This window comes from Rhodococcus sp. NPDC003383 (assembly GCF_053589115.1).
Map to the genome: position 1 here is coordinate 15439 of NZ_JBSFRG010000012.1, position 23515 is coordinate 38953.

Here is a 23515-nt window from a genome sequence, read left to right on the forward strand (position 1 = left end):
GTATGTGCCTGGGAATTCCCGGCCGGGTGATCCGGCTGCTCGAGGGCTACGGCGGCCAGTTGGCGCTCGTCGACGTCGTGGGTGAGAGCCGGCAGATCAACATCGGGTTGCTCGACGACGCAGGCGTCGAACCCGGCGACTGGGTGATCATCCACATGGGTTTCGCGATGGAACGGGTCGACGAAGCCGGCGCCGAACGTGCCCTGGCCGGACTGGAACTGATGGGCCGGGGCCCGGACCGGGAGGATCCACCGTGACGAGCGCCGTCGAGCGCCGCCGCGTGACCGTCCGGGGGGTGGTGCAGGGAGTCGGGTTCCGGCCGTTCGTGGCGGGCCTGGCCGCCGAACTGCGCCTCGCCGGGCACTGCGGGAACGACGACACCGGCGTGTTCGTCGAGATCGAAGGGGCCACAAGCACACTCGACGAGTTCGAGCGACGGCTGCGGGCCGAAGCCCCGCCGCTCGCCGACGTTCTCGATCTGACGTCGGTCCCGCGCACGCCCCGCGGCGACCGCGACTTCCGCATCGTGGACAGCCGCCGCACCCCGGGACTGCGCACGCTGATCCCGCCCGACGTCGCCACGTGCGAGGACTGTCTGCGGGAACTGAACGATCCCGCCGACCGCCGGTACCGGCATCCGTTCGTCAACTGCACCCACTGCGGCCCCCGGTACACGGTGATCACCGACCTGCCCTACGACCGCCCCGCCACGACGATGGCGGCGTTCCCGATGTGCCCGCGCTGCGCCCGCGAATACGCAGATCCGGCCGACCGGCGGTACCACGCCCAGCCGATCTGCTGCCCGGACTGCGGACCGCGGATCCACACCGAACGCGGCGGCGACCGCATCGACGGGGACGACGCGGTGCTGGCAGCGGTGCAGCGTGCCCTCGCGGCCGGGCAGCTCGTGGCCGTCAAGGGGCTCGGCGGCTACCACCTGATGTGCGACGCCACCGACCCCGACGCGGTCCGGCGGTTGCGCGAACGCAAGCGGCGACCGGACAAGCCGTTCGCGGTGATGGCACCGGACGTCGCGACGGTCGCATCGCAGTGTGTCCTGTTCCGGCAGGAGATCGAGGCACTGACCCGGCCGGCGCGCCCGATCGTGCTGCTGGAGAAGCGGGCCGATACCGCGGTGGCGGACGAGGTCGCGCCGGGCCTCGGCGAGCTCGGGGTGATGCTCGCGTACACCCCGTTGCACCACCTGCTGTTCATGCCGGTGCCCGGGCACCCGAATCCGGTGCCGCGCCTGCTCGTGATGACCTCCGGGAACGTCTCGGGCGAACCGCTGTGCACCGACGACGACGACGCCCGCACCCGGCTCGGCGGCATCGCCGACCTGTTTCTCGTGCACGACCGGCCGATCGCGGTGCCTTGCGAGGATTCGGTGGTCGCGGTCGTCCACGGCGACCGGGAGTCGCCGATCCGGCGCTCGCGCGGCTACGCGCCGATGCCGGTCCTGCTCGACCGGCCGTCGCCGCCGGTCCTGGCGGTCGGCGCGGAACTGAAGAACACCTTCTGCCTGACCCGGCAGGAGTACGCATTCTGTTCGGCACACCTCGGGGACATGGGGTCGCTGGAAAGCAGGCGGGCGTTCGAAACGTCCGTGGAGCGGCTGACCGCGCTGCACCGGGTCACCCCGGAACTCGTGGTGGCCGACGCCCACCCCGGATACGCGACGCGGCAATGGGCCGAGCGCTACGCCGAGGAGCACGACATCGCGCTGCACACCGTCCAGCACCATCACGCTCACGTCGCGTCGCTGCTCACCGAACACGGCAGGATCGGTTCGCCGGCACTCGGCATCGCGTTCGACGGCACCGGCTACGGCTGCGACCGCACGGTGTGGGGTGGGGAACTGCTGCTCGTCGGACCGGACCTGCTGGACATGCGCCGGGCCGGGCACCTGCGGTCCTTCCTGCTGCCCGGCGGCGACGTCGCCGTGCGGACCCCGGCGCGGGTCGCGCTGGTGTTGCTGCGCGACGCCGGTCTCGGCGATCCCACGTCACCGCACCTGGACGACCTGCCGTGCGCCGGGGCCCTGACCGACGTGGAACGGGACCTGGTGTCCGGCCAGCTGACGTCCGGCATCGGCTGCGTATGCACCACGAGCGTCGGGCGGCTGTACGACGGAGTGGCGTCCCTGCTCGGGGTGCGTCATCGCATCACGTACGAGGGGCAGGCGGCCGTGGAACTCGAGGCGCTCGCGCGTACCGCCGCCGAGCCGGCGCCGGTGCGGATGACGGTGCACGGCACCGAACTGGACTGGACCGGGACGCTGCGCTGCCTGGTCGGGGGACTGCGGCTCGGGGTTCCGGCCGCGGATCTGGCGCTGGGATTCCACCAGGCGCTCGCGGTCGCGACCGCTCGGCTCGCCGCGCGGATCGCCACCGACGCCGGAATCACGACGATCGGGTTGACCGGAGGTGTCTTCCAGAATCGACTGCTCACCGAAGGTGTTCGAACTATCCTGCAAGACAGTGGGTTCGATGTCCTGACGCACAGTCGGGTGCCGTCGAACGACGGTGGGCTGTCGCTGGGACAGGCCGCGATCGGCGCCACCCTGGCACGGCGGCGAGCCGCGAGTTCTGCACGGCGGCGGGCCGCCACTTCGGAGCAGCGGCGAGCCGCCGGTTCGGAGCAGCGGCGAGCCGCCGATTCGATACGGCGGGAAGCGGATCCGGCGCAGACGGGACGTGGGCGATGACATCGACGACACAGCAATCGAACCCGCCGATCGGTGAGAACCCGATCGGGGAGGACCTCGCCGCGGACCTGGCGACCGCGGCGCTCGGGCTGGCGCGACGATTCCATGCGGGCGCGACGCTGTGGGTGGTCTCGCCGCAATGGGAACCGCACGCCCACCACGTGGCCGTGGAATTCGTGCATCCGGTGATCATGGGCAAGCGGGCGCTGCCGGCGGTGTCGCTGGTCGAGCCGGACCCGGTGGCCCAGTGCCGGGTCGCGGTGCGGCCGGGCGACGTGATCCTCGCCGTCGCGCCCGCGGACGAACCCGACGTCCTCGACATCGTGCGTCGCGCCGCGGCGTGGGGAGCCGACACCATCTGGATCGGTGCCGGACCGCGCCCGCCCGCCGGGGCCGCCACGCACGTGCTGTGGGTGGATTCGAACGATCCGATGGTGTGGGCCACCGGCCGATTCGTGCTGATGTACCACCTGCTGTGGGAATTGACCCACGTCGTCTTCGAGCATCCCGGACTGCTCGAAGAAGACCACACCGACGCGGTGTGCGTGACGTGCAGCGACGAGGGCAGGCTCGCGGAGGTCGTCGCCCCACCCGGCGCCGACACCGCCACCGCTCTCGTGCGGACCGCGGACGGGGAGGAGCACGTCGACGTGTCGATCCTGGAATCCGTTGCCGTGCACGATCTTCTCGTCGTACACGGGGGCGTGGCGCTAACCCGGCTCGACGCTACTGCCGATCCGGGGGAGAGGTGACACCGTGAGCGAACCGGAACAGACGAGTTTCCTGTATCCGTTCATCGAGGCGGACGAACGCGACGCCGCGCCGCTGTTACGCGACCTCGCCGCGTCCGCTCGCAGCAAGGCAGCGGAGAGCGCACGGTTGCAGCAGGCGTCGATCGACGAATGGGGACCGGCACTCGAATCCGCGGGGGAGCGGATGGCCCGGTCCTTCGCACGCGGTGGCCGGCTCTACACGTTCGGCAACGGCGGCAGCTCCACCGACGCCGCGACCCTCGCGTCCCTGTTCAGCCGGCCCGCCCGCGGACGGCCGGTGCCCGCCTGGTCCCTGGCCGCGGACCAGGCCGTGGTCACCGCCCTCGGCAACGACGTCGGCTTCGACCTGATCTTCTCGCGGCAGATCATCGCCCACTCCCGGCCGATCGACATCGCGATCGCCCTGTCCACGTCCGGCAACTCGGACGATCTCATGACGGCCCTCGCCGAGGCGCGATTCCGCGGCCTGCTCACGATCGGATTCGCCGGGCACGACGGCGGGCGGATGGCCGTCTCCGACGACCTCGACTACTGCTTCACGATCCGCTCGCAGAGCATCCACCGCATCCAGGAGAGCCACGCGCTGCTCGGATACCGCCTGTGGGAGATCGCGCAGGATCGTCTCGCGCGCGAGACGTCGACGGGCGGAGGCGGAACGTGAGCACCGACGCGGGTCGCGAGGACCGGGTACTGGAACGGATCGAGGCGTTCCGGCGCCGCCGCCCGCGTCTGCTCGACACGGTCGTCACCCTCTCCCACGGGGCCGGGGGCAAGGCGTCCGCGGCGCTGGTCGATGCGGTGTTCGTGGACGCGTTCCGCAACGCCGAACTCGAACAGCTCGGCGACGCTGCCGTCGGGTCGATCGGCGTGGGGGAGCGCCTGGCGTTCTCCACCGATTCGTACGTCGTCAAGCCACTGCAGTTCCCGGGCGGATCGATCGGGCACCTCGCGGTGCACGGCACCGTCAACGACCTCGCCGTGTCCGGCGCGCGGCCGCGCTGGTTGTCGGCGGCGTTCGTGATCGAGGAGGGCTTCGAGATCGCCCGGCTGCGGGAGATCGTCGCCGACATGGCGACCGCGGCGTCCGGCGCGGGAGTCGACATCGTCACCGGGGACACCAAGGTCGTCGGCAAGGGTTCCGCCGACGGGCTCTACATCAGCACCGCGGGCGTGGGCGTGGTGCCCGACGGCCGTCGTCTGGGCGCGGACCTGGTTCGGCCCGGCGACCGGGTCGTCGTCTCCGGCACGATCGGCGACCACGGCATGGCGGTGCTGCTCGCGCGCGGCGAACTCGCGCTCGAGGCGGACATCGCGTCCGACACCGCTCCCGTGCACCGGATGGTGGAGGCGCTGCTCGCGGCGGCCCCGTCGACCCGGTGGATGCGCGACGCGACCCGCGGCGGCGTCGGCACCGTGTGCAACGAACTCGCGCAGGCCACCGGATTCGCAGTGGTGCTCGACGAGGAGGCACTGCCGGTCCGGCCGCAGGTTCTCGGTGCGTGCGACCTGCTCGGCATCGACCCGCTGTACGTGGCGAACGAGGGCAAGTTCGTGGCGGTGGTCGCCGAGGACGAGACCGACGCGGCGCTCGCCACGCTGCGCGGGCAGGCCGGGGGCGAAGCCGCGGCGGTCGTCGGCGAGATCCTCGCGGAACCGGAGGGCATCGTCGCGCTGCGCACCGCATTCGGGGGCAGCCGGATCGTCGACATGCTCGTCGGTGATCCGCTGCCACGCATCTGTTGACCGTGAGGAGAACTGTTGTGTGTCTGGGAATTCCGGGACGGATCGTGGACATCCTCGACGCCGATCAGGATCTCGCGAAGGTCGACGTCAACGGGGTGCAGCGGGCCATCAGCATCCGGTTGCTCGCCGGCACCGGCCTGCAGGTCGGCGACTGGGTGCTGGTGCACGTCGGATTCGCGATGTCCCGCATCGACGAGGCGGAAGCACGGATGACGCTCGACCAGGTGCGCCGGATGGGGGCCGACTACGTCAACGAGATCGAGGCGTTCACCAATTCGGAGATCGACACGACGCCGAGATGACGGCGACGAGGGAAAGCGGGTTGGCACCATGAAATTCGTCGACGAGTTCCGGGACCCGGCTGCGGCCCGGGCCCTGGTCGCTGCGATCACCGATCTCGCCGCCGAGGACGAGTTCAAGTTCATGGAAGTGTGCGGTGGGCACACCCACACCATCTACCGGCACGGCATCGAACATCTGCTGCCGCCGTCGGTGGAGCTGGTGCACGGACCGGGCTGTCCCGTCTGTGTCATCCCGATGGGCCGCATCGACGACGCGATGTGGCTGGCCGAGCAGGACGGCGTGGTGTTCACGACGTTCGGGGACATGATGCGGGTGCCCGGATCGCGCGGCAACCTGCTCGAAGCGAAGGCGCGCGGCGCCGATGTGCGGTTCGTGTATTCGCCGCTCGACGCGCTCAAGATCGCGGTCGACGACCCGGACAAGCAGGTGGTGTTCTTCGCGGTCGGGTTCGAGACCACGGCACCGTCCACCGCGGTGACCCTCGTGCGTGCGAAACAGCTGGGGCTGACGAACTTTTCGGTGTTCTGCAATCACGTCACCATCGTTCCCCCGATCAAGGCGATCCTCGAATCGCCGGATCTGCGCCTGTCCGGGTTCCTCGGGCCGGGCCACGTGTCGACCGTGGTGGGCCTGCGCCCGTACCGGTTCGTGCCGGAGAAGTACGGAAAACCGATCGTGGTGGCGGGTTTCGAGCCCCTCGACATTCTCGCGTCGGTGCACATGCTGCTGCGGCAGATCCGGGACGGGCGGTGCGAGGTGGAGAACCAGTACAGCCGGGTCGTGCGCAGCGAGGGAAACGGGCAGGCCCTGGCGCTGCTCGCGCAGACGTTCGCGCTGCGACCCCACTTCGAGTGGCGCGGGCTCGGATTCATCTCGCAGAGCGCACTGGGAATTCACCCCGACTACGCCGAGTTCGACGCCGAGCAGCGCTTCTCGATGCCGGGTGTGCGGGTGGCAGATCCGAAGGCATGCCAGTGCGGTGAGGTGCTCAAAGGCGTGATCAAACCGTGGGAGTGCAAGGTGTTCGGGACCGCATGCACACCCGAGACGCCGATCGGCACCTGCATGGTCTCACCCGAAGGGGCATGCGCCGCTTACTACAACTTCGGTCGTCTCCATCGCGAGACGGCGGCACTGGTGGGGCAGCGCGGGAAGGGGTGACCGTGGCGGAAAGCGCGGTGGCCCAGGGATATCGGTTGTTCGCGCGGTATGCGCACGCGCCCAACGAACTCGGTTACTGCGGCCCGGCGAGTGCCGCCGCGCTCGAGACTGCTGCCTGCGGTGGCGGGGATCCGGCGGTGGTGGCCGCCGCGGCCCGGCAGTTCAGCGGGGCCTGGCCGTATCAGCAACTGATCGCCGAACAGTGCGGGATCGCCGATCCGCTCGACGAGCGGGTGGTGCGGTCCTATTGGACCGGAAACGTCCTCACCGATCGCATTGACACGGAGCGGTTCGGTGGTGAACTGCTGAGCCGGTTCGGCGCGCGAGCCGGTCACTACTGGTCGCACCTGACGGAGGACCTGCTGCCCGAGGTGACCGCGACCCACGCGTTCCACGTGTTCGGGGTGTATCCGTGGTCGCGGCTGCTGGGAACCGGGATGCCCGAGCCGCTCCGGATCCTCGATTCGTGCCGGATCGGGTGGGGGACCGTGCTGGAGGTGTCCGACGACGACGCCCTCGTGAACGTACGGCGACTCGAATTCGGCGGTGGCCGGCTGACTCTCGGAGCCGAGACGGCTCGGCGCGTCGGCCGGCGGACCGACTCCGGCGTGTTCGTGCCCGACCTGCGCGTGGGGGACCGGGTGGCGCTGCACTGGGATTTCGTGTGCGACAGGCTCACTGCGGAGGAGACCGACCGGCTGGAGTCGTGGACCGTCCGGCAGCTCGGGCACACCAACCGCCGGCTCGCCGCATGATGCTCAGCCGCGGCGCTGCGGCACGGAGAAGCCCCACGGCAGTTCGAGCCGGTGCGCCGCGAGCAGCGTGTCGTCGGTGAGGATCTCGTCGATCGGTCCGTCCGCGACGAGCCGGCCGCCGTCCAGAATCACCGCGCGGGTACACAATTGCGCGGCATACGGAAGGTCGTGCGTGACCAGCAGCAGCGTCGCGTCGAGCCGGGTGAGGACCTCCGCGAGTTCGCGACGGGCCACCGGATCGAGATTTGCGGACGGTTCGTCGAGCACCAGAACCTCGGGCCTGCAGGACAGCACGGTCGCCAGGGCGACACGCCGCCGCTGCCCGCCCGACAGGTGCGCGGTGTCGCGGTCCGCGTGCTCGGTCATGTCGACCGCGGCGAGAGCCTCCCGGACCCGCTCGTCGAGCTCCGGCGGGCGGACCCCGAAATTCGCCGGGCCGAACGCGACGTCCTGGGCGACGGTGGGCATGAACAGCTGGTCGTCGGGATCCTGGAACACCAGGCCGACGGCGCGCCGCACGTCGCGGAGGGTGTCGCGGCCGATCGTCCGCCCGCCGATCGTGACCGTTCCCTCGGTGGGGGTGAGCACGCCGTTGAGATGAAGCATGAGCGTCGTCTTGCCCGCCCCGTTGGGGCCGAGCACCGCGACGCGCTCGCCCGCCGCGACGGTCAGGTCGATGCCGTGCAGGGCACGCCGGCCGTCGGGATAGGAGTAGCCGACGCCGGCCAGGTGGACCGCGGGTGTGCCGGTCACGTCGTGACCCACGCCGTCGCGCACACGAGCACGGCACCTGCGGTCGGCGCCAGTGCCGAGATCCAGTCCGCGGGACGTGCGGGCTCACCGAAAGCCGGGACGGTACCCGTGAATCCACGCGAGAGCATGGCCAGGTGCACCCGTTCGCCGCGCTCGTAGGCACGCAGGAACAGGCCCCCGATCCCGCGCGCGGTCGCACCGATCCGACGCAGCGTGCGCGGGTCGTCGCCGCGGGACAGCCGTGCGATGTGCATCCGGTGCGCCTCGTCGGCGAGCAGGTCCGCGTACCGGATCATCAGCACGACGATGGTGGTGATCGATCCCGGTACGTGAAGGCGTGCAAGGGCTCCCGGTAGCTCCCGCACCGCCGTGGTGGCGGCGAGGGTCAGCGACACGAGCACGCCGAGGGTCCCCTTGGCGAGGATCCCCCACGCGGCATACAGGCCGGGAACCGACAGCGAAACCCCGGCCACCACGACACGTTCACCGGCCTCGGCGAACGGCAGCAGCACCGCCAGCACCACGAACGGAAGTTCGATGAGCATCCGCGGAGCCAGCCACGAGAGCCGGATCCCCGCGACCGTCCACACGGCGGCGAGCACCGCCAGGTACGCACCGAACGCCCACATCGCCTCGCGTGGGGTGGCGACGACGACGAACACGAACGTCACCGCCGCGACGATCTTCACCTCCGCGGGCAGCCGGTGCACCGGCGAGGTGCCCGGCAGGTGGAGCCGCGTCGCCGCGGTCTCGCCGCTCACGGTTTCGCCGATTCCCCGGGTGCGCGGCGGCGACCGAGGAATCGGAACAGGCCGCCGGCGGCGACCGCGACGACGACCACGCCGGCGATGCCCGCGAGCCCGGTCGAGAACTCCCGGCCGCCGACCGCGTAGTCGGCCAGCGGGCTGCCGGACAGCCTGTGATCGGTGGCGGTGGTTGCCATGCACTCGCCGGTCACGCGTTCGGTCCCGTCGACCTCGACGACCTCGCACCCGCGCAGGGTCGTCGAGTCGAGGCCGTCGGGGCTGGAACTGGCGAGGTAGGAGAGCGCCCCGGCGATCAGCAGGGCGACCGCGGCGAGGGTGAGCAGTACCCGGCGCCGGCTCATGCCGTCACGTCCGACGCGGGTGCGGGTGCGGGTCGGGGTGCGGTGCGCAGGAGATACACCAGATCGGGCCGGGCCCTGGCGACCGCGGCCACCGTCGCGGCGGTGACGATTCCCTCCCCGGCGCCGACCAATACGTGGGTGCCGAGCAGGTAGGCGGCCACGGTCCCGAGCGAGGTGGTGGAGGCGCCGCCGATCGCGTACTCGAGCAGGAATCCGGCGGACGCCGCGACCACGGCGGCCAGTGCCGCTGTGAACGACACGACCGCCAGGCCCCGACCACGGGTGCGTCCGCGGAGGAGGGACCGCAGCGCGACCGCGATGCCGTAGCCGGTCGCGACGCCGATCAGCGCCATGTTGGTGATGTTCGCGCCGAGGGCGCTCAGGCCACCGTCCGCGAACAACAGGGCCTGGACGATCAGCACGATCGCGAGGCACAGCGCGCCGGTGTACGGGCCGACGAGGATCGCGGCGAGCGCGCCACCGAGGACGTGTCCGCTCACGCCGGGAAGGATCGGGAAGTTCACCATCTGCAGGGCGAACGCGAACGCGGCCACCAAACCCGCCATGGGAGCGGTCCGCTCGTCGAGTTCGGTCCGTGCCCGCCACAGCGCGATCGCGAGTCCGGCGACCGCCACGGCACCGAACAGGAGGGACGTCGGGGCGTTGATGAGGCCGTCGCTCATGTGCATTGCTACGACATCCATCATCGAATCATAACTTCTCATATGAACAGGTGCTCAGGTATCGGCGTGGCCCGTCGGGGCGGTTCCGTCGGCCGAATCCCATTTTCGGGATTTAGAGAGTGGGCGACCTCTTTTCTGGCTATCGTGAGCGAACTCGAGGAGGAGGGGACTCATGAGTGAACCGTTCGACGTGATCGTGCGCGGCGGCCTGTGGTTCGACGGCACCGGCACGCCCGGCGTCGTCCGTGACCTCGGCATCCGCGGTGGAGTCGTGGTGACGGAGAGCGTCGAACCGCTGACCGCCGGCCCGGACACCGAGGTCGTCGATGCGCGCGGCCGGTGGGTGATGCCCGGATTCATCGATGCGCACACCCACTACGACGCCGAGGTGCTCGTCGCGCCGGGCCTGTCCGAATCGGTGCGGCACGGCGTCACGACCGTCCTCATGGGCAACTGCTCGCTGTCGACGGTGTTCGTGCCGCCGGTCGACGCCGCCGACCTGTTCAGCCGCGTCGAGGCGCTGCCCCGCGATCACGTGCTCAGCGCGCTCGAGACCGCGAAGAACTGGACGTCGCCCAAGGAGTACATCGCGGCGATCGACGCGCTGCCTCTCGGACCGAACGTCGCCGCGTTCATCGGCCATTCGGACGTGCGCGCCGCCGTGATGGGACTGGGGCGCTCCACCGACTCGGTCAACAAGCCCACCCGCGAAGAACTCGTCGCCATCGACACCGCCGTCGGCAAAGCGCTCGACGCGGGTTTCCTCGGGGTTTCCACCATGACGAACCCGTGGGACAAGATCGACGGGGACCGCTACCGCTCCCGGACGCTGCCGTCCACCCACGCGTCGTGGTCGGAATTCCGCAGGCTGCACCGGATCCTGCGCCGTCGTGGCCGGGTGCTGCAGGCCGTGCCCAACCTCAACACCAAGTACGACGTGGCGTTCTTCGCGCTCGCGAGCACCGGCATCGGCCGTCGCCCCATGAAGGCCTCGGTCCTCGCCGCCGCGGACACCAAGGCAGAACGGTGGGTGCACCGCATCTTCGGTCCGATCGCGAAGGCCGCCAACAAGTTCGGACGCGGCGCATTCCGCTGGCAGCACCTGCCCACCACCTTCGAGGTGCACTCGGACGGAATCGACCTCGTCGTCTTCGAGGAATTCGGATCCGGCCGCGCCGCACTGCATCTCAGGGAGGAGATGGGTCGCAACGACCTGCTGCGCGACGAGGCCTACCGCCGGTGGTTCCGGCAGGACTTCGAGAAGAAGTTCTCCCCGCGGGTGTGGCACCGCGACTTCGACGACACCGACATCGTGGCCTGCCCCGACGAGTCCCTCGTGGGCCGCTCGATCGGCGACGTCGCGCGCGAACGAAAGCTGCATCCGGTCGACGTGTTCCTCGATCTCGTCGTCGAACACGGCCGGGAATTCCGCTGGCACACCGTCATCGCCAACGACCGGCCCGAGGTGCTGAACCGCCTGATCACCACCCCGGGCGTCACGGTCGGGTTCTCCGATGCCGGTGCGCACCTGCGCAACATGGCGTTCTACAACTACGGGATCCGCATGCTGCGCCGCATCCACGACTTCGCCGAACGCGGCAAGCCGGTGATGCCCCTCGAGGCGGCCGTCCACAAACTCACCGGGGAACTCGGCGACTTCTACGGAATCGACGCCGGGCACCTGCGCGTCGGCGACCGCGCCGATCTCGTCGTCGTCGATCCCGCCGGTCTCGACGAGGCGACCGAGCGCTACCACGAGGAACCCATGCCCGAGTTCGGTGGCCTGCGCCGGATGGTGAACCGCAACGACGCCGCCGTCACCGCGACGGTCGTCGCCGGACGGGTCGTCTTCCGCGACGGCGAATTCGTCCCCGGCTACGGCACCACCGTCGGCACCGGCCGTTTCCTGCGCGCCGGCGTCACCGAACGCGGGCCCGCCCCGGCGCGCGGGGCCGTCCCCGAGCGCGTCGAGGTCGGATGACCTCGACTTCCCGTCCACGCACCCAGCAGGAACGCCGGGAAGCGACGATCGGGCGCATCCTGGACGCGACGGTCGCCGCGCTGGGCGAGGTCGGCTACACCGCGACCACCATCGCCGAGGTGTGCAGCCGGTCCGGGGTGTCCTCCGGTGGGGTCTTCCGGCACTTCCCGACCCGGCTGGACCTGATGGTCGCGGCCGCCGACGAGGTGCGCAAACGGCAGTTCGAGAAGTACCGGGAGGGCCTCGCGCGGCTCGGCGTGATCGACCGGAGCTACGAATCGGTCCTCGCGAGTCTGCAATTGGTGCGCGCCGCGTGCCGTGCCCCGATCAACGCGGCCTGGTACGAACTACTCGGCGCGGCCCGCACCGATGCGGCGCTGCGCGAACGGCTCGAACCGCTGGCCGCGCGCTACCACGCCGAGATCGCGGAATTCGCTGCCGCGCTGCCGGTTGCCGCCCGATTCGACCCGCAGGTGTTCACCACGATCGTGTTCTCGATCGTGCACATGCTCGACGGAGAGGCGATGTCCGCGGTCGTGCATCCGCAACCGGAACAGGAGGATCTGCGGCTCCAGCAGATCGCGCGCGCTCTGACCGGAGGCGCGTCGCGCCGGGACGTCGACCACGATCCAGGGAACTGACTGCGTGCCAACGGTTTCCGAGAGCCTGGGAATGCCCTGATTCAGGCTCGGTCGAACCACGTCACCTGCGCGCCGTTGCCGAACTCCCGGCGCCGGGTGGCCGTGAACTGCGTCGGCGCGAAGGACCCGGACAGTGCCGGGAGACCGGCTCCCGCGAGGACGGGAAAACTTTTGAATATCAGCCGATCGATCTCGCCGATGAGCTGCCCGGCGAGATTGCTGCCGCCGCAGAGCCAGATGTCGAGGCCCTCTTGCGCTTTCAGCTTCCGAATCAGTTCCACCGGATCGGTGTCGACGATATCGACTCGTGGATGGTCCACCGGTGCGAGAGTGCGCGAGAAGACGTACTGCTTCAGGTGGTCGTACGGGCTGACCACCCCCTCTGCGAGTGCCGGTTCGTAGGCGCCGCGACCCATCACCACGGTGTCCCATGTCCGGTTCGGCGTATCGGTCGGCATGCCCACGAGTTCGCGAACGTGGGTCGGGATCGATTCCGGATACGTCTCGCCGATCCAGGACGACATGTCGTCGCACATCGGATAGAAATCGAATTCGCCGTTGGGACCGGCGATGTAGCCGTCGAGGGAGACGGCCACGTAGTAGACGAGCTTTCGCACAGAAACCACCTCGTCCGTAGTACTATGATTGAAGTGGTTTGAACGTAGTACTACGGATGGAGTGGTGTCAAGTGGTTCGCGCGAATCCCGAGCGTCGCCAGGCCCTGCTGGACGCATCGATCGAGGTGCTCGCCCGAGACGGGGCACGCGGGCTGACGTTCCGCGCGGTGGACAAGGAAGCGGGAGTGCCGGCGGGAACCGCCTCGAACTACTTCTCCAATCGCGACGAGCTGCTCGTCCAGGTGGGACACCGCTACTACGAGCGGCTGATTCCCGGGGAGGACGTCGTAGCGCAGTCGCGGCAGAGACAGACCCGCGAGTCCATGATCGACTTGATGACCGAAGTGGTCGAACGGGTCAGCGGCTTCCGAAGCGGATATCTCGCCGTCCTCGAACTCCGGCTCGAGGCGACACGGCGACCCGAACTGCAGGCCCTGCTCACCGAGCGGGTGCGAGCCGATCTCGACTTCAACGTGGCCAACTACCGGGAGTCCGGATTGCCCGGAGGCGAGGACGCCGTCGTGCTGCTGTACCTCGCCTTGAACTGGCTGATCCTGGAGCGCCTCACGCTTCCGGGAATCTTCGACGAGAAGCGCGCCGCCGAGCTGGTGCGGACCGCCGTCGAGCGCGCAATTCCCGCTGACGCGTGAGGCGGAAAGACGGCCCGGATGTTGGTGGACGTCACACTTCGCTTAAGTTCGAGTGATGAGCAATGAGAACGGTGCTGCTCCCCAGTGGTTCGTCGACGCCCTCGCTGCTCCCGTGGAAACGGGCAAATGCACGGTGTCGGGCGCGACGATCTTCTACCGAGCGTGGGGTGATCCGGGGCAGGCCGGCATCGTCCTCGTCCACGGCGGTATGGCCCATTCGGGCTGGTGGGACCACATCGGGCCGCAGCTCGCCGAGTCCCGGCGCGTCGTCGCGCTGGACCTGAGCGGACACGGCGACAGCGACCACCGCGACCACTACGGTCTCGAAACCTGGACGGACGAGGTGCTCGCCGCCGCGGAAGCCGGCGGGATCGTCGGACCGCCCGTCCTGGTCGGGCACAGCATGGGCGGCATCGTGTCGTTCGCGGCGTCGCACCGGATGGGGGAGCGTCTCGCCGGTGTCGTCATCCTCGACTCGCCGATCCGCGATCTCACCCCCGAGGAACTCGAGATGCGCATGAAGGCGGCGCGGCCGGCGGGTCCACCGAAGGTGTACCCGACCGTCGAGGATGCGGTCGCGCGCTTCCGTCTCGTTCCGCCGCAGGAGCATGCCGAGCCGTACGTGTTCGATCACATCGCCCGCGGCTCGCTGAAGCCCGTCGACGGCGGGTACACCTGGAAGTTCGACGCCATGCGGATCGGTCGGGAGACGCGGAGCAGTCTCGAGGAGATGACCCCGCGTTGCCCGGTCGTGTACTTCCGCAGCGAGCACGGCATCGTCGACGACGCCCTGTACGCCCAGTTGCGGGAGCTGTTCGGTCCCGACGCGGTGATGACCGTACTGCCCGCGGCCGGTCACCATCCGATGTTCGACCAGCCGCTGTCCGTCGTCACGGCGGTGCGCACCGTGCTCGCCGCCTGGAAGCGATAGCCGGAACCCCGCCCCGCCGCGTGAGAACCCGGGGAAGGTCGATCAGAGCGACCTGGGGGAGTCGCCGTCCTCGACCGGGACCGGTCGCCGGCGCTCGCGCAGCACGTGACGGGCCGCCCAGTCCAGGCAGAAGCCGAGCGCACCGATCACGACGATCACGGCCATCACCTGGTCGTAGGCGAGCTGATCGCGGGCGTTGAGGATCTGGTAGCCGAGTCCGGATCGGACGCCGAGCATCTCGGCGGGAACGAGCACCACCCACGCGATGCCGAGGGCGACGCGCAGACCGGTCTGCACCTGTCCGCGGATCGCGGGCAGCACCACCGATCTCAGCTGTTCGAGGCGGGTGGCGCCGAACGACCGGGCGACGAGCAGATGTCCCGGATCGATGCCGTGGACGCCGGCGGCGGTATTGATGACGATCGGCCACACCGCCGCAGCGGCGATCAGGAAGAACACCGGTTGGTGTCCGATTCCGAACAGCGCCACCGCGATCGGAGCCCACGACAGCGGTGAGATCATCCGCAGGAACTGCACCACCGGCATCGACGCCCGCTCGACGACCGGGTTCAGTCCGATGAGCAGCCCGAGCGGGATCCCGACCACCGCGGCGATCAGCAGCCCCACCAGCAGCCGCCACATGCTCGCCGCGATATCCGGCAGCAGCACCCCGCGGGAGATCAGATCCCCGAGAGCGGGCACCACGTGCTGCGGTGCGAATTCCCGGACCAGCGAATCGGATCCGGCGACCACGGTGGTGAGCAGCCACCACACGAACACGGCGACGGCGATCGCGGCGAACGGGGGCCACCACGCGTCCCGACGCGGACTGACGGGGGCACGGGAAGCGAGCGCGGTGGTGCTCACGATGGATCGACCTCCTCGATACGGGTGAGATCTGCGGGCAGACCGAACGCGGCGGTGCCGTCCACCCGGACCAGGGAGGTCCGCACGAAGCGGTCGTCGACCAGGTCGGCGTGCACGGTCGCGGGATCGAGACGCGACAGGAAACGGGTGTCGCCGTCGACGACCGTGGCGTGCATGGCCAGCGCCAGCGCCTCGGTGAAGCTCGGGAACGGGAACGGCTGATAGCCGATCCGCTGAGGATGCCACTGCGGGTGCCGGATGGTTCCCGGCGGCTCGGGGTAGGTGAGCGCGCGGGTCACCGCGGGCAGTGGCTGCGGCAGATAGCCGGCGGTCAGGGCTTCCGCGGCGGCGCGGCGGTCGGTGCCGATCCGCAGCTGCGCGGTCACAAGGGAATCCGAGACCTGCTGCACCACCGTCGGATTGCGTTCGATGAGGTCCTCGTGCACGAGCAGCGCGCAGCACGCGTGCTCGCGCCACACGTCGCCGAGGAACCGATGAATGCGGCCGATGCCGCGCAGGTCGGCGGCGGCGTTGAACGGGTCCGCGACGGTGAACGCGGCGATCGAGCCGTTCGCGAGCGCCGGAATCATGTCGGACGGGCTCATCACCACCAGCTCCACGGTGCCGGCCGAGCGCGACGCGGACTGCCGGATCACCGGGCGCAGGCCGTGGGCGCGCAGCATCTGCTGGACCGTGATGTTGTGGATGGACCACCAGAACGGGATCGCCACCTGTCGGCCCGCGAGCTGCCCCAGTTCGGTGATGTGCGGGGCGACGGTGAGCGCGGACCCGTTGGTGTGGTTCCAGCCCAGGACCCGCACCGCGCTACCCAGCGAATACCGCAGCTGCAACGCCATGGGCATGAGCAGATGGACCACGTCGACCTGGCGGGTGACGAACGCTTCCGCGAGCGAGGCCCAGCTGCGGAACAGCACGGGGCGGACGTCGTCGACGACGCCCGGGGCGAACAGCCCGGCGTGATGTGCCACGAGCAGGGGAGCGGCGTCGGTGATCGGCAGGTAGCCGATGCGCAGTCGGCCGCTGGTGTTCGTACGGTCCGTGCTCGCGGCCCGGCCCAGGTCGAGAAGGCCTGCGACGCCACCCGCGGCGGCGAGACCGACGGCGCCGCGCAGCAGCGTCCGTCGACCGATCGTCGTGCTCATGCGATTTCGAGCGCGGTGTCGCGGTAGCGGGCGAGGATCTCGGTGCGCAGCCGCTGCCGTTCGGATTCGGTGATTCCGTCATGGTCCAGGTGCCACTGCTGTTGCACCCGGCCGCCGGACCCCAGCAGGGCGATGCGATCGGCGAGACTCAGCGCCTCGTCGATGTCGTGGGTGACCAGCACCGTGGTGAAGCCCAGGTCGCGGGCGAGCCCGCTCAGCCAGTCCTGCAGATCCGCGCGGATCGCCGGGTCGAGCGCGCTGAACGGCTCGTCGAGCAGCAGCAGCCGCGGCCGCACCGCGACGGCCCGGACCACCGCGACCCGTTGTGCCTGACCGCCGGAGAGCTGGTCCGGGTAGTAGCCGGCGAGACCCGCGAGACCGAACGTGTCGAGCAGTTCGTCGGCGTACGCGGGGTCGAAACGGTCGCGATGGGCGGCGAAACGTCCACCGAATGCGACGTTCTCGCGAACGGTGAGCCACGGCATCAGGAGCGGCTGCTGGAACACCACACCGGTGTGCGGGCGGGCCGCGTCGTCGGATTCGGGCCAGGTGACCGCGCCTCGGTCGAGACGGTCGAGACCGGCGACGATGCGCAGCAACGTGGACTTGCCGCTACCGCTGCTGCCGAGCACCACCAGGAACTCGCCGGTGTCGATGTCGAGGTCGACCCCGTCGAGAACGGGTTCGGTCCGGCCGGGAAAACTCTTGTAGCCCTGTACTACTCGTACTGCGAGAGTTCCCACCGAAGCTGTCCTTCCGACGGCGATTGAATGGGCAGGAAGGCCGCTTCGCGGAAGCGGCGATTGGTTGCGCTCGCGGACGCGTAGCCGGCGCCGCCGCGCAACGTCGACTCGAGCCGCGTCGCCTCGACCGCGACGAAGGAACCGTCGAGGCGCAGCCGCAGCAGATCGGCCGGGGCCACGGACGCCGGAGCGCCGGCGTACTCGTAGAGGCGGTCGCGGAGGTTGTCGAAGCGGTCCCGCAGCGCGTGGTACTCGTCGACGAACAGTGCGCCGAGTCCGGTGGTACGAGAACAGGATTCGTCGAGCGCGGTGCGAGAGATCCCGACGCAGAAGGAGGTCTGCAACAGTAGGAAGGTGGGGCGGACGGCGCCGCAGAACGAGCGGAGCTCGTCGGTGACGATCTGGTCGTGCGGAACGTGCACCCGGTCGAACGTCAGGGAGGTCGATGCGGTCGCGCCGAGGGCGAGCAGGTCCGGTCGCGGATCGATGCGGATGCCGGGGCTGTCCGCGCGGACCGCGGCGACGACTCCGCTGCCGTCGGCGGTGCGCGCCGGGAAGACGATGAGCGCATCGTCGAATACGTTGGATGCCCAGTGGATCGGACCGGACACCACCAGACCGTCGTCGGTACGTTCCGCAGCGAGCGTGAGATCACCCAGGCCGGCAAGATGTTTCATTGCCGCAGCCATGGCGGTGACGCCGACCCGCCGGCCTGCGCCCAGGTCGTCGCGGAACTTCCCGCGCAGCGTCGCCGGTGCGCGGTCGATGTACTCGAGGGCCATGCGCTGTGCCCACAGGGAGAAGCCGACCGCGAGAGATTCGGCTGCGACGTCCTCGATGACCGCGACCATGTCCCGTAGTTCGCCGCCGTCGAGTCCGCCGGTGAGAAGACCTGATTCGCCGATCCGGGCGAGATCGATCCGGGTGTCGGTTTCCCCGCGATCCAGCGCGGCAGCGCGATCGCGCACGAATTCTGCGATCGCCCGGCGCTGTTGCTCGTCGGTTCGTTCCATGGCCGCGGTCATCGGGTTCCTACCCTTCGAGCGAGTGGATGCGGTCGATCGGAGTGCTGACGGCCTCGCGGGCGCGAACGACCGCGGCTTCGTCCGGAGCGTTGTAGAAGCACAAGCACTTGTCCATGTCCTCGCGGACGTAGGTACGCAGGAAGCTCACCTCGGGAACGTTCGCGTACTTGGGGGAGTTGGCCTTCTTGCGGGCCAGGTAGGTGTCCATGTCGATCGTGTCCGGGATGTCCCACTCGACGAGATAGCCGGCCTCGGGACGCGCTGCCTTGATTTCGTCGAGATCCGCGCCGACCAGACGAACTTCGTTGGGGCCCACGATCTCCGCGACGTCGAGCTGGGCGGCTTCGAGCTGGGCTGCGCGGCAGGCGTCGAACTCGGCGATCGCGAAGACGCGGGCGCCACCGGTGGTGACCTGCGATTCGATGAGTTCGCCGCCGGCCGCGGCGACCTCGGCGTCGAACGCCTTGATCGCGGCGTCGGCCTGGCCGTCTGCGGGCACGAGTTCGTACAGGTACAGGGACATGAGGGCACCTTCCGGTGAAACGGGGATGGGGTGTGTCGCTGCGCCGGCACCCGGGCACGGTCGACGTGCGTCAGGGCCCGAGAACGGGCGGGGCTTCGCCGGTCAGCGGTGAATGTGACAACACGCGGCGCCGGCCACGCGCACGAGGTCCACGTGCAGGCGGCGGGTCAGCTGGCGGTGGGTCACGAAGCTCACCGTACATGTAGACAGACCGATCTGTCTATTGCGAGGGTCGGTTAGGCTCGACGGCGTGACAGTCTCCACCCACACCGAGTCGAACACCGGCCGGAACACCCGCACCGGCAAGCCCGGTCCTGCCGAAAGACTCCTGGAGACGGCGACGGCGCTCTTCTCGGAACACGGCATCCGGGCCGTCGGCATCGACCGCATCCTCGCCGAATCGGGGGTCGCACGCGCCAGCCTGTACTCGTCCTACGGATCGAAGGACGCGCTGGTGCTCGCCTATCTGGATCGGCTCGACGGCCGGGACCGTGCCCGGTGGGAAGGTGCGGTCGCCGGTGTGCAGGATCCGATCGTCAAGATCCTCACCTTCTTCGACCTGGCACTCGCGTCGGCGCCCTCGAAGGGTTTTCGAGGATGTCAATACTCCAATGCCGCAACGGAATTCCCGGAGGAATCGTTTCCGCCGGTGGTCGCGCACCGGGAGTGGCTGCGGCGCACGCTGGTCGAGCTCCTCACGGCGGCCGGCGTCACCGAACCGGATGCCCTCGCCCTGCGGATCCGATTGATCTACGACGGCGCGCTCGCCGGGTCGAAGCTCGAGCACAGCGACGCGCCGCTGCGACTGGGGCGCGAGATGGTCGCGGAGTTGGTCGGTGCTGCCCCCGCTACTGGTGCCGCCCCCGCTACTGCGGGGTGAGAGTGCTGCGCCACTTCTCGTAGGCGGCGTGCTCGGCCGCGCGCCGCTGCTTGACCCGGTCGTTCTCGAGGTCGCCCGGCAGTCCGTTCTTCTCGAGCCGGCGCGTGCGGTTGTGGGCCATGTAGGCGACGGAGAAGAACAGCGACAGCATCATGCCGAGTCCCGCCGTGCTCAGGCGGAGCCAGATCGGCCCGGGGAGCAGTAGGAAGGCCGCGTAGACCGGGAGGAACGGGACCTGGCTGCGGATCATGTGGCGCAGGACGGCGTGGTCGCCGACCAGGTCGTTGCGGACCCATTCGCGCATCGAGGCGGGTAGGGGGCGTCCGAAGGCGTAGGCGGTCCACTGGACGGGGCCGGGGCGAGTGCGCATGTGCCGTTTCGCTTCCTCGTGTGTCGTCACGATCGGTCGAGATCGAGCGTACACATATAAGTAGCGCACTAACTAATCGTGCGGTCCAAATCTCTCCGATCGCGGGGAAGGCGGGAGTGGGACGAGTCCTGTACGGCCCCAGGAACCTGTTCTATATTGCGACCATGTACGAGTGGTCCGACACCGACCTCATGTTCCGCGACGCTCTTCGCGGCTTCATCGAGAAGGAAATCCGCCCCCACGTCGATGAACTCGAGAGCGGTGCGCTGCCGCCGTACGACATCATCCGCAAGATGTTCGCGGCGTTCGGTATCGACGAGATGGCCCGGGAATCGCTGGCGAAAGCCCTGGCCCGCGAGGAAGCAGGGGAGAGCGCGCCCGCCAAGTCCGGCGGGATGGGCGGCTCGCCCGGAATGGCGGCGCTGCTCAACATCGAGATCGCCGGTGTCAGCCTCGGTCTCGTCGCGTCGATGGGCGTGAGCCTCGGCCTGACCGCCGGCACCATCCGCAGCCGCGGCACCCTCGCCCAGAAGAAGCGCTGGCTGCCGGAACTGGTCACCATGGAGAAGGTCGGCGCGTGGGCGATCACCGAACCGGACTCCGGCTCCGACGCATTCGGCGGGATGAAGTCGACCGTGCGCCGCGACGGCGAGGACTACATCCTCAACGGCCAGAAGACGTTCATCACCAACGGCCCCTACGCCGACGTCATCATCGTCTACGCGAAGCTCGACGAGGGGGACGCGACCGTCGATCGGCGGGATCGCAAGGTCCTCGCGTTCGTGCTCGACAAGGGCATGGAGGGGCTGACGCAGAGCGCCCCGTTCAAGAAGATGGGCATGAACTCCTCGCCCACCGGCGAACTGTTCTTCGACAACGTCCGCATCACCCGCGACCGGCTGCTCGGTGAAACCGAGGAGGGCGGCAAGAGCGACGGCAAGGACAGCGCGAAGGAATCGTTCGCGGCCGAACGGATCGGCATCGCCTATCTCTCGCTCGGCATCATCGAGCAGTGCCTGAAGCTGTGCACCGCGTACGCCAAGTCCCGGAAGCTGTGGGGCAGGGAGATCGCGCAGTTCCAGCTCATCCAGCTCAAGCTGGCCGAGATGGAGGTCGCGCGCATCAACGTGCAGAACATGGTGTTCAGCGCGATCGAACGCGCCGCGGCCGGCAAGCCGGTGAGCCTGTCGGAGGCGTCGGCGATGAAGCTGTACTCCTCGCGTGCCGCGACCGAGGTGGCGATGGAAGCGGTGCAGTTGTTCGGGGGCAACGGCTACATGGCCGAGTACCGCGTCGAGCAGCTCGCGCGCGATGCCAAGTCGTTGATGATCTACGCGGGAAGCAACGAGATCCAGGTGACCCACATCGCGAAGGGCCTGCTCGCCGAATAGTTCTGCCCCGGAGAAAATCTGCACTGCGACTGCCGAATCGGTTAGTGTCATCCGGCATGAGTGAGATTATGCCGTTCGCGGCGACGGTCGATCCCGATCTCGCCGCGGCCCTGGCGCAGCTACCCGACCTGCGCCTCGAGAATCTGGAGGAGGCTCGCCGCACCTTCGACGAGTTGATGTCCGGGCTCGGTCCCGCGGACACCTCGGGCGTCGCCGTCGAGGAGTGGCTGGTCCCCGGTGCGCCCGGTGGTCCGGAGATTCCGGTCCGGTTGTTCGTGCCGGACGCCTGTCCGGACGGGAACTTCGGATCCCGGGCGGTCGTGCTCGAAATCCACGGCGGCGGCTTCGTGCTCGGCTCGGCCGCGCAGAGCGACGCACTGAACTCGGTGATCGCGCGGCGCACCGGGGCAGTCGTCGTCTCCGTCGACTACCGGCTCGCCCCCGAGCATCCGTACCCGGCCGCGGTCGACGACTGCTACGCCGCCCTGACCTGGATCGCTTCGAGTGCAACGCATCTCGACATCGACCCGGACCGGATCGTCCTGGTCGGCGATTCCGCGGGCGCCGGCCTGGCCGCCAGCGTCGCTCTGCGCGCCCGGGACCTCGACGGCCCGCCGATCGCGCTGCAGGTTCTGCTCGAGCCCGAACTCGACGACCGGCTCCAGACCGCCTCGATGCGCAGCGGCACCGACACGCCCGTGTGGGACAACACCAAGGCAGCGCTGAGCTGGCGTCACTATCTGGGCGAGCAGCCGCCGACCGGGGAGGCGGTGCCGGCGCGGCAACAGGATCTGTCGGGACTGCCGGCCACCTACATCACCGTCAACGAACTCGATCCGCTGCGCGACGAAGGGCTCGAATACGCCCAGCGCCTTCTGCAGGCCGGCGTGCGCGTGGAACTGCACCTCTGGCCCGGCACTTTCCACGGATTTTCTCTGGTTCGCGGAGCAGCGGTAACCCGTCGCGCAACCGCGTCCTTGTGTGATTCGATCATTCGCGCCACTGCGCGTACTGCGGTGCTCGAGACCGACTAGAACGAAGACTTTTGGGGGGATTCGATGGGGGTTGTCAGTGGAAGTACGCCGCCCGTGCGCGTGATTCCGGCGCGCGAAATCGGAGCACCGGTCGACGGTGCCGCCAGGCAGGACGACGCGCCGCCCGCCGTGGACGGGCGCCAGGCACGGGCCGAGCGGACCCGCCGCGCGATCGTCGAGGCGCACATCTCCCTGATCGGCGCGGGTGAACTCTCGCCGACGGGGGCGCAGATCGCGGACCGGGCCGGGGTGTCGCTGCGATCGCTGTGGGGGAATTTCAACGACCTCGAGACCCTGTTCGCAGCGACGGGAGCCGAGGTGCTGCGTCGCCAGAACACGATGATCGAGCCGATCGACGCGGACCTGTCGCTGGAGGAACGGATCGAGACGTATTGTCGGCAGCGTGCCCGGGTTCTGGAATTCGTCGCCCCCTTCGCCCGGTCGTCGGAGCTCCGGGCGCCGTTCTCCCGCGAACTGCAGCGCAACCGGGTGCGGTACCTGCGTGGCGTGAGTTCGGAGATCGAGGCGTTGTTCGCCCGTGAACTCGCCGGAGGCGATGTCCCCCGCCGCGGAGAGGTGCTGCAGGCGCTGGGCATCGCCGTCACCTGGCCGACCTGGGTGTCGCTGCGTGACGTGTCGCGACTGTCGATTCACGAGGCGACGTCGGTGATGACGCGGATGGTTACCGCGCTGCTGACATCGGACTGATCACA

At 69.3% G+C, this 23515-nt stretch carries 28 protein-coding genes; 16 read left to right on the forward strand and 12 right to left on the reverse strand.

What is annotated here, in order from left to right:
- The first annotated feature begins 2 nt into the window (after positions 1-2).
- From ACWDTS_RS12740 to ACWDTS_RS12775, 8 genes are read left to right on the forward strand one after another with little or no spacing between them, the layout of a single operon-like run.
- On the forward strand, positions 3-257 hold the full coding sequence (locus ACWDTS_RS12740) for a HypC/HybG/HupF family hydrogenase formation chaperone (protein WP_450110909.1): 255 nt from the start codon (positions 3-5) through the stop codon (positions 255-257).
- Complete coding sequence (gene hypF / locus ACWDTS_RS12745; protein ID WP_450110910.1) at positions 254-2707, forward strand: carbamoyltransferase HypF; 2454 nt, start codon at positions 254-256, stop codon at positions 2705-2707. The genes ACWDTS_RS12740 and hypF overlap by 4 nt, the downstream gene beginning before the upstream one ends.
- Positions 2704-3459 carry a hydrogenase assembly protein HupF gene (locus ACWDTS_RS12750; protein WP_450110911.1) on the forward strand — a complete coding sequence of 252 codons (756 nt, stop codon included), beginning with the start codon at positions 2704-2706 and terminating at the stop codon, positions 3457-3459. Before hypF ends, ACWDTS_RS12750 begins: the two co-directional genes overlap by 4 nt.
- A gap of 4 nt (positions 3460-3463) precedes the next feature.
- Positions 3464-4141: a D-sedoheptulose-7-phosphate isomerase gene (locus tag ACWDTS_RS12755; RefSeq protein WP_450110912.1), complete on the forward strand. Its 678-nt coding sequence runs from the start codon at positions 3464-3466 to the stop codon at positions 4139-4141.
- A complete protein-coding gene (gene hypE / locus ACWDTS_RS12760; RefSeq protein ID WP_450118286.1) occupies positions 4138-5223 on the forward strand; it encodes a hydrogenase expression/formation protein HypE in 1086 nt (361 codons plus the stop codon). The genes ACWDTS_RS12755 and hypE overlap by 4 nt, the downstream gene beginning before the upstream one ends.
- Before the next feature lie 17 nt (positions 5224-5240).
- A complete protein-coding gene (locus tag ACWDTS_RS12765; protein ID WP_197250877.1) occupies positions 5241-5525 on the forward strand; it encodes a HypC/HybG/HupF family hydrogenase formation chaperone in 285 nt (94 codons plus the stop codon).
- Positions 5526-5553: 28 nt separating this feature from the next.
- On the forward strand, positions 5554-6687 hold the full coding sequence (hypD, locus tag ACWDTS_RS12770) for a hydrogenase formation protein HypD (protein ID WP_197250878.1): 1134 nt from the start codon (positions 5554-5556) through the stop codon (positions 6685-6687).
- A gap of 2 nt (positions 6688-6689) precedes the next feature.
- A complete protein-coding gene (locus ACWDTS_RS12775) occupies positions 6690-7442 on the forward strand; it encodes a DUF6390 family protein (protein WP_248675165.1) in 753 nt (250 codons plus the stop codon).
- 3 nt (positions 7443-7445) lie between these two features.
- Here the strand turns inward: ACWDTS_RS12775 and ACWDTS_RS12780 are convergent, their stop codons facing one another.
- The 4 genes from ACWDTS_RS12780 to ACWDTS_RS12795 are packed head-to-tail and all read right to left on the reverse strand — an operon-like array spanning position 7446 to position 10007.
- Positions 7446-8195 carry an energy-coupling factor ABC transporter ATP-binding protein gene (locus ACWDTS_RS12780; RefSeq protein ID WP_450118287.1) on the reverse strand — a complete coding sequence of 250 codons (750 nt, stop codon included), beginning with the start codon at positions 8193-8195 and terminating at the stop codon, positions 7446-7448.
- On the reverse strand, positions 8192-8956 hold the full coding sequence (gene cbiQ, locus ACWDTS_RS12785; protein WP_248675163.1) for a cobalt ECF transporter T component CbiQ: 765 nt from the start codon (positions 8954-8956) through the stop codon (positions 8192-8194). The genes ACWDTS_RS12780 and cbiQ overlap by 4 nt, the downstream gene beginning before the upstream one ends.
- Positions 8953-9303, reverse strand: a complete 351-nt coding sequence (locus ACWDTS_RS12790; protein ID WP_450118288.1) for a PDGLE domain-containing protein — start codon at positions 9301-9303, stop codon at positions 8953-8955. The genes cbiQ and ACWDTS_RS12790 overlap by 4 nt, the downstream gene beginning before the upstream one ends.
- Positions 9300-10007: an energy-coupling factor ABC transporter permease gene (locus ACWDTS_RS12795; protein ID WP_450110917.1), complete on the reverse strand. Its 708-nt coding sequence runs from the start codon at positions 10005-10007 to the stop codon at positions 9300-9302. The genes ACWDTS_RS12790 and ACWDTS_RS12795 overlap by 4 nt, the downstream gene beginning before the upstream one ends.
- Positions 10008-10158: 151 nt before the next feature.
- Here ACWDTS_RS12795 and ACWDTS_RS12800 point away from each other — a divergent pair, with 151 nt between their 5' ends.
- Positions 10159-11967 (forward strand): N-acyl-D-amino-acid deacylase family protein, encoded by a 1809-nt coding sequence (locus ACWDTS_RS12800; RefSeq protein WP_450118289.1) that lies wholly within the window; start codon positions 10159-10161, stop codon positions 11965-11967.
- Positions 11964-12608 carry a TetR/AcrR family transcriptional regulator gene (locus tag ACWDTS_RS12805; RefSeq protein ID WP_450110919.1) on the forward strand — a complete coding sequence of 215 codons (645 nt, stop codon included), beginning with the start codon at positions 11964-11966 and terminating at the stop codon, positions 12606-12608. Before ACWDTS_RS12800 ends, ACWDTS_RS12805 begins: the two co-directional genes overlap by 4 nt.
- Before the next feature lie 41 nt (positions 12609-12649).
- Here the strand turns inward: ACWDTS_RS12805 and ACWDTS_RS12810 are convergent, their stop codons facing one another.
- On the reverse strand, positions 12650-13225 hold the full coding sequence (locus tag ACWDTS_RS12810; protein WP_450110932.1) for a dihydrofolate reductase family protein: 576 nt from the start codon (positions 13223-13225) through the stop codon (positions 12650-12652).
- A gap of 71 nt (positions 13226-13296) precedes the next feature.
- Between ACWDTS_RS12810 and ACWDTS_RS12815 the strand changes: the two genes are divergently transcribed.
- Positions 13297-13875, forward strand: coding sequence for a TetR/AcrR family transcriptional regulator (locus ACWDTS_RS12815; RefSeq protein ID WP_450110920.1), 579 nt, complete (start codon positions 13297-13299; stop codon positions 13873-13875).
- A 55-nt stretch (positions 13876-13930) separates the two neighbouring features.
- On the forward strand, positions 13931-14806 hold the full coding sequence (locus ACWDTS_RS12820; protein WP_197250888.1) for an alpha/beta fold hydrolase: 876 nt from the start codon (positions 13931-13933) through the stop codon (positions 14804-14806).
- Positions 14807-14848: 42 nt separating this feature from the next.
- Here the strand turns inward: ACWDTS_RS12820 and ACWDTS_RS12825 are convergent, their stop codons facing one another.
- The 6 genes from ACWDTS_RS12825 to ACWDTS_RS12850 form a co-directional block, all read right to left on the reverse strand.
- A complete protein-coding gene (locus tag ACWDTS_RS12825) occupies positions 14849-15673 on the reverse strand; it encodes an ABC transporter permease (protein ID WP_197250889.1) in 825 nt (274 codons plus the stop codon).
- Positions 15670-16836 (reverse strand): ABC transporter substrate-binding protein, encoded by a 1167-nt coding sequence (locus tag ACWDTS_RS12830; RefSeq protein WP_450110921.1) that lies wholly within the window; start codon positions 16834-16836, stop codon positions 15670-15672. Before ACWDTS_RS12830 ends, ACWDTS_RS12825 begins: the two co-directional genes overlap by 4 nt.
- Positions 16833-17579, reverse strand: coding sequence for an ABC transporter ATP-binding protein (locus ACWDTS_RS12835; RefSeq protein ID WP_197250891.1), 747 nt, complete (start codon positions 17577-17579; stop codon positions 16833-16835). The genes ACWDTS_RS12830 and ACWDTS_RS12835 overlap by 4 nt, the downstream gene beginning before the upstream one ends.
- Complete coding sequence (locus ACWDTS_RS12840) at positions 17555-18604, reverse strand: acyl-CoA dehydrogenase family protein (RefSeq protein WP_197250892.1); 1050 nt, start codon at positions 18602-18604, stop codon at positions 17555-17557. The genes ACWDTS_RS12835 and ACWDTS_RS12840 overlap by 25 nt, the downstream gene beginning before the upstream one ends.
- A gap of 7 nt (positions 18605-18611) precedes the next feature.
- Positions 18612-19127, reverse strand: coding sequence for a DUF4242 domain-containing protein (locus tag ACWDTS_RS12845; protein WP_197250893.1), 516 nt, complete (start codon positions 19125-19127; stop codon positions 18612-18614).
- Between the two features lie 102 nt (positions 19128-19229).
- A complete protein-coding gene (locus tag ACWDTS_RS12850) occupies positions 19230-19493 on the reverse strand; it encodes a putative leader peptide (protein ID WP_368862567.1) in 264 nt (87 codons plus the stop codon).
- Here ACWDTS_RS12850 and ACWDTS_RS12855 point away from each other — a divergent pair.
- The gene (locus tag ACWDTS_RS12855) at positions 19378-20007 is read left to right on the forward strand and encodes a TetR/AcrR family transcriptional regulator (RefSeq protein WP_248675148.1); all 630 of its coding nucleotides are present in this window, start codon (positions 19378-19380) and stop codon (positions 20005-20007) included. The two genes, ACWDTS_RS12850 and ACWDTS_RS12855, sit on opposite strands and share 116 nt — an antisense overlap.
- Here the strand turns inward: ACWDTS_RS12855 and ACWDTS_RS12860 are convergent.
- Positions 19994-20377 carry a DUF5313 family protein gene (locus ACWDTS_RS12860; RefSeq protein ID WP_197250895.1) on the reverse strand — a complete coding sequence of 128 codons (384 nt, stop codon included), beginning with the start codon at positions 20375-20377 and terminating at the stop codon, positions 19994-19996. The genes ACWDTS_RS12855 and ACWDTS_RS12860 overlap by 14 nt on opposite strands.
- Positions 20378-20541: 164 nt before the next feature.
- Here ACWDTS_RS12860 and ACWDTS_RS12865 point away from each other — a divergent pair, with 164 nt between their 5' ends.
- Genes ACWDTS_RS12865 through ACWDTS_RS12875 form a run of 3 tightly spaced genes read left to right on the forward strand, consistent with a single transcriptional unit; the run spans position 20542 to position 23510 of the window.
- Positions 20542-21768, forward strand: coding sequence for an acyl-CoA dehydrogenase family protein (locus ACWDTS_RS12865; RefSeq protein WP_197250896.1), 1227 nt, complete (start codon positions 20542-20544; stop codon positions 21766-21768).
- A gap of 56 nt (positions 21769-21824) precedes the next feature.
- Complete coding sequence (locus ACWDTS_RS12870; RefSeq protein WP_197250897.1) at positions 21825-22802, forward strand: alpha/beta hydrolase; 978 nt, start codon at positions 21825-21827, stop codon at positions 22800-22802.
- A gap of 54 nt (positions 22803-22856) precedes the next feature.
- Positions 22857-23510, forward strand: coding sequence for a TetR/AcrR family transcriptional regulator (locus ACWDTS_RS12875; protein WP_231610022.1), 654 nt, complete (start codon positions 22857-22859; stop codon positions 23508-23510).
- Positions 23511-23515 lie beyond the last annotated feature (5 nt).

Bases quoted from the DNA above. Each gene is read 5' to 3' on its own strand.
- ACWDTS_RS12740 (WP_450110909.1), top strand. From the start codon at position 3: ATGTGCCTGGGAATTCCCGGCCGGGTGATCCGGCTGCTCGAGGGCTAC.
- ACWDTS_RS12750 (WP_450110911.1), top strand. From the start codon at position 2,704: ATGACATCGACGACACAGCAATCGAACCCGCCGATCGGTGAGAACCCG.
- hypD (WP_197250878.1), top strand. From the start codon at position 5,554: ATGAAATTCGTCGACGAGTTCCGGGACCCGGCTGCGGCCCGGGCCCTG.
- ACWDTS_RS12790 (WP_450118288.1), bottom strand. From the start codon at position 9,303: ATGAGCCGGCGCCGGGTACTGCTCACCCTCGCCGCGGTCGCCCTGCTG.
- ACWDTS_RS12795 (WP_450110917.1), bottom strand. From the start codon at position 10,007: ATGGATGTCGTAGCAATGCACATGAGCGACGGCCTCATCAACGCCCCG.
- ACWDTS_RS12800 (WP_450118289.1), top strand. From the start codon at position 10,159: ATGAGTGAACCGTTCGACGTGATCGTGCGCGGCGGCCTGTGGTTCGAC.
- ACWDTS_RS12805 (WP_450110919.1), top strand. From the start codon at position 11,964: ATGACCTCGACTTCCCGTCCACGCACCCAGCAGGAACGCCGGGAAGCG.
- ACWDTS_RS12820 (WP_197250888.1), top strand. From the start codon at position 13,931: ATGAGCAATGAGAACGGTGCTGCTCCCCAGTGGTTCGTCGACGCCCTC.
- ACWDTS_RS12830 (WP_450110921.1), bottom strand. From the start codon at position 16,836: ATGAGCACGACGATCGGTCGACGGACGCTGCTGCGCGGCGCCGTCGGT.
- ACWDTS_RS12840 (WP_197250892.1), bottom strand. From the start codon at position 18,604: ATGACCGCGGCCATGGAACGAACCGACGAGCAACAGCGCCGGGCGATC.
- ACWDTS_RS12845 (WP_197250893.1), bottom strand. From the start codon at position 19,127: ATGTCCCTGTACCTGTACGAACTCGTGCCCGCAGACGGCCAGGCCGAC.
- ACWDTS_RS12850 (WP_368862567.1), bottom strand. From the start codon at position 19,493: ATGCCGTGTTCCGAGAAGAGCGCCGTCGCCGTCTCCAGGAGTCTTTCG.
- ACWDTS_RS12860 (WP_197250895.1), bottom strand. From the start codon at position 20,377: ATGCGCACTCGCCCCGGCCCCGTCCAGTGGACCGCCTACGCCTTCGGA.
- ACWDTS_RS12865 (WP_197250896.1), top strand. From the start codon at position 20,542: ATGTACGAGTGGTCCGACACCGACCTCATGTTCCGCGACGCTCTTCGC.
- ACWDTS_RS12870 (WP_197250897.1), top strand. From the start codon at position 21,825: ATGAGTGAGATTATGCCGTTCGCGGCGACGGTCGATCCCGATCTCGCC.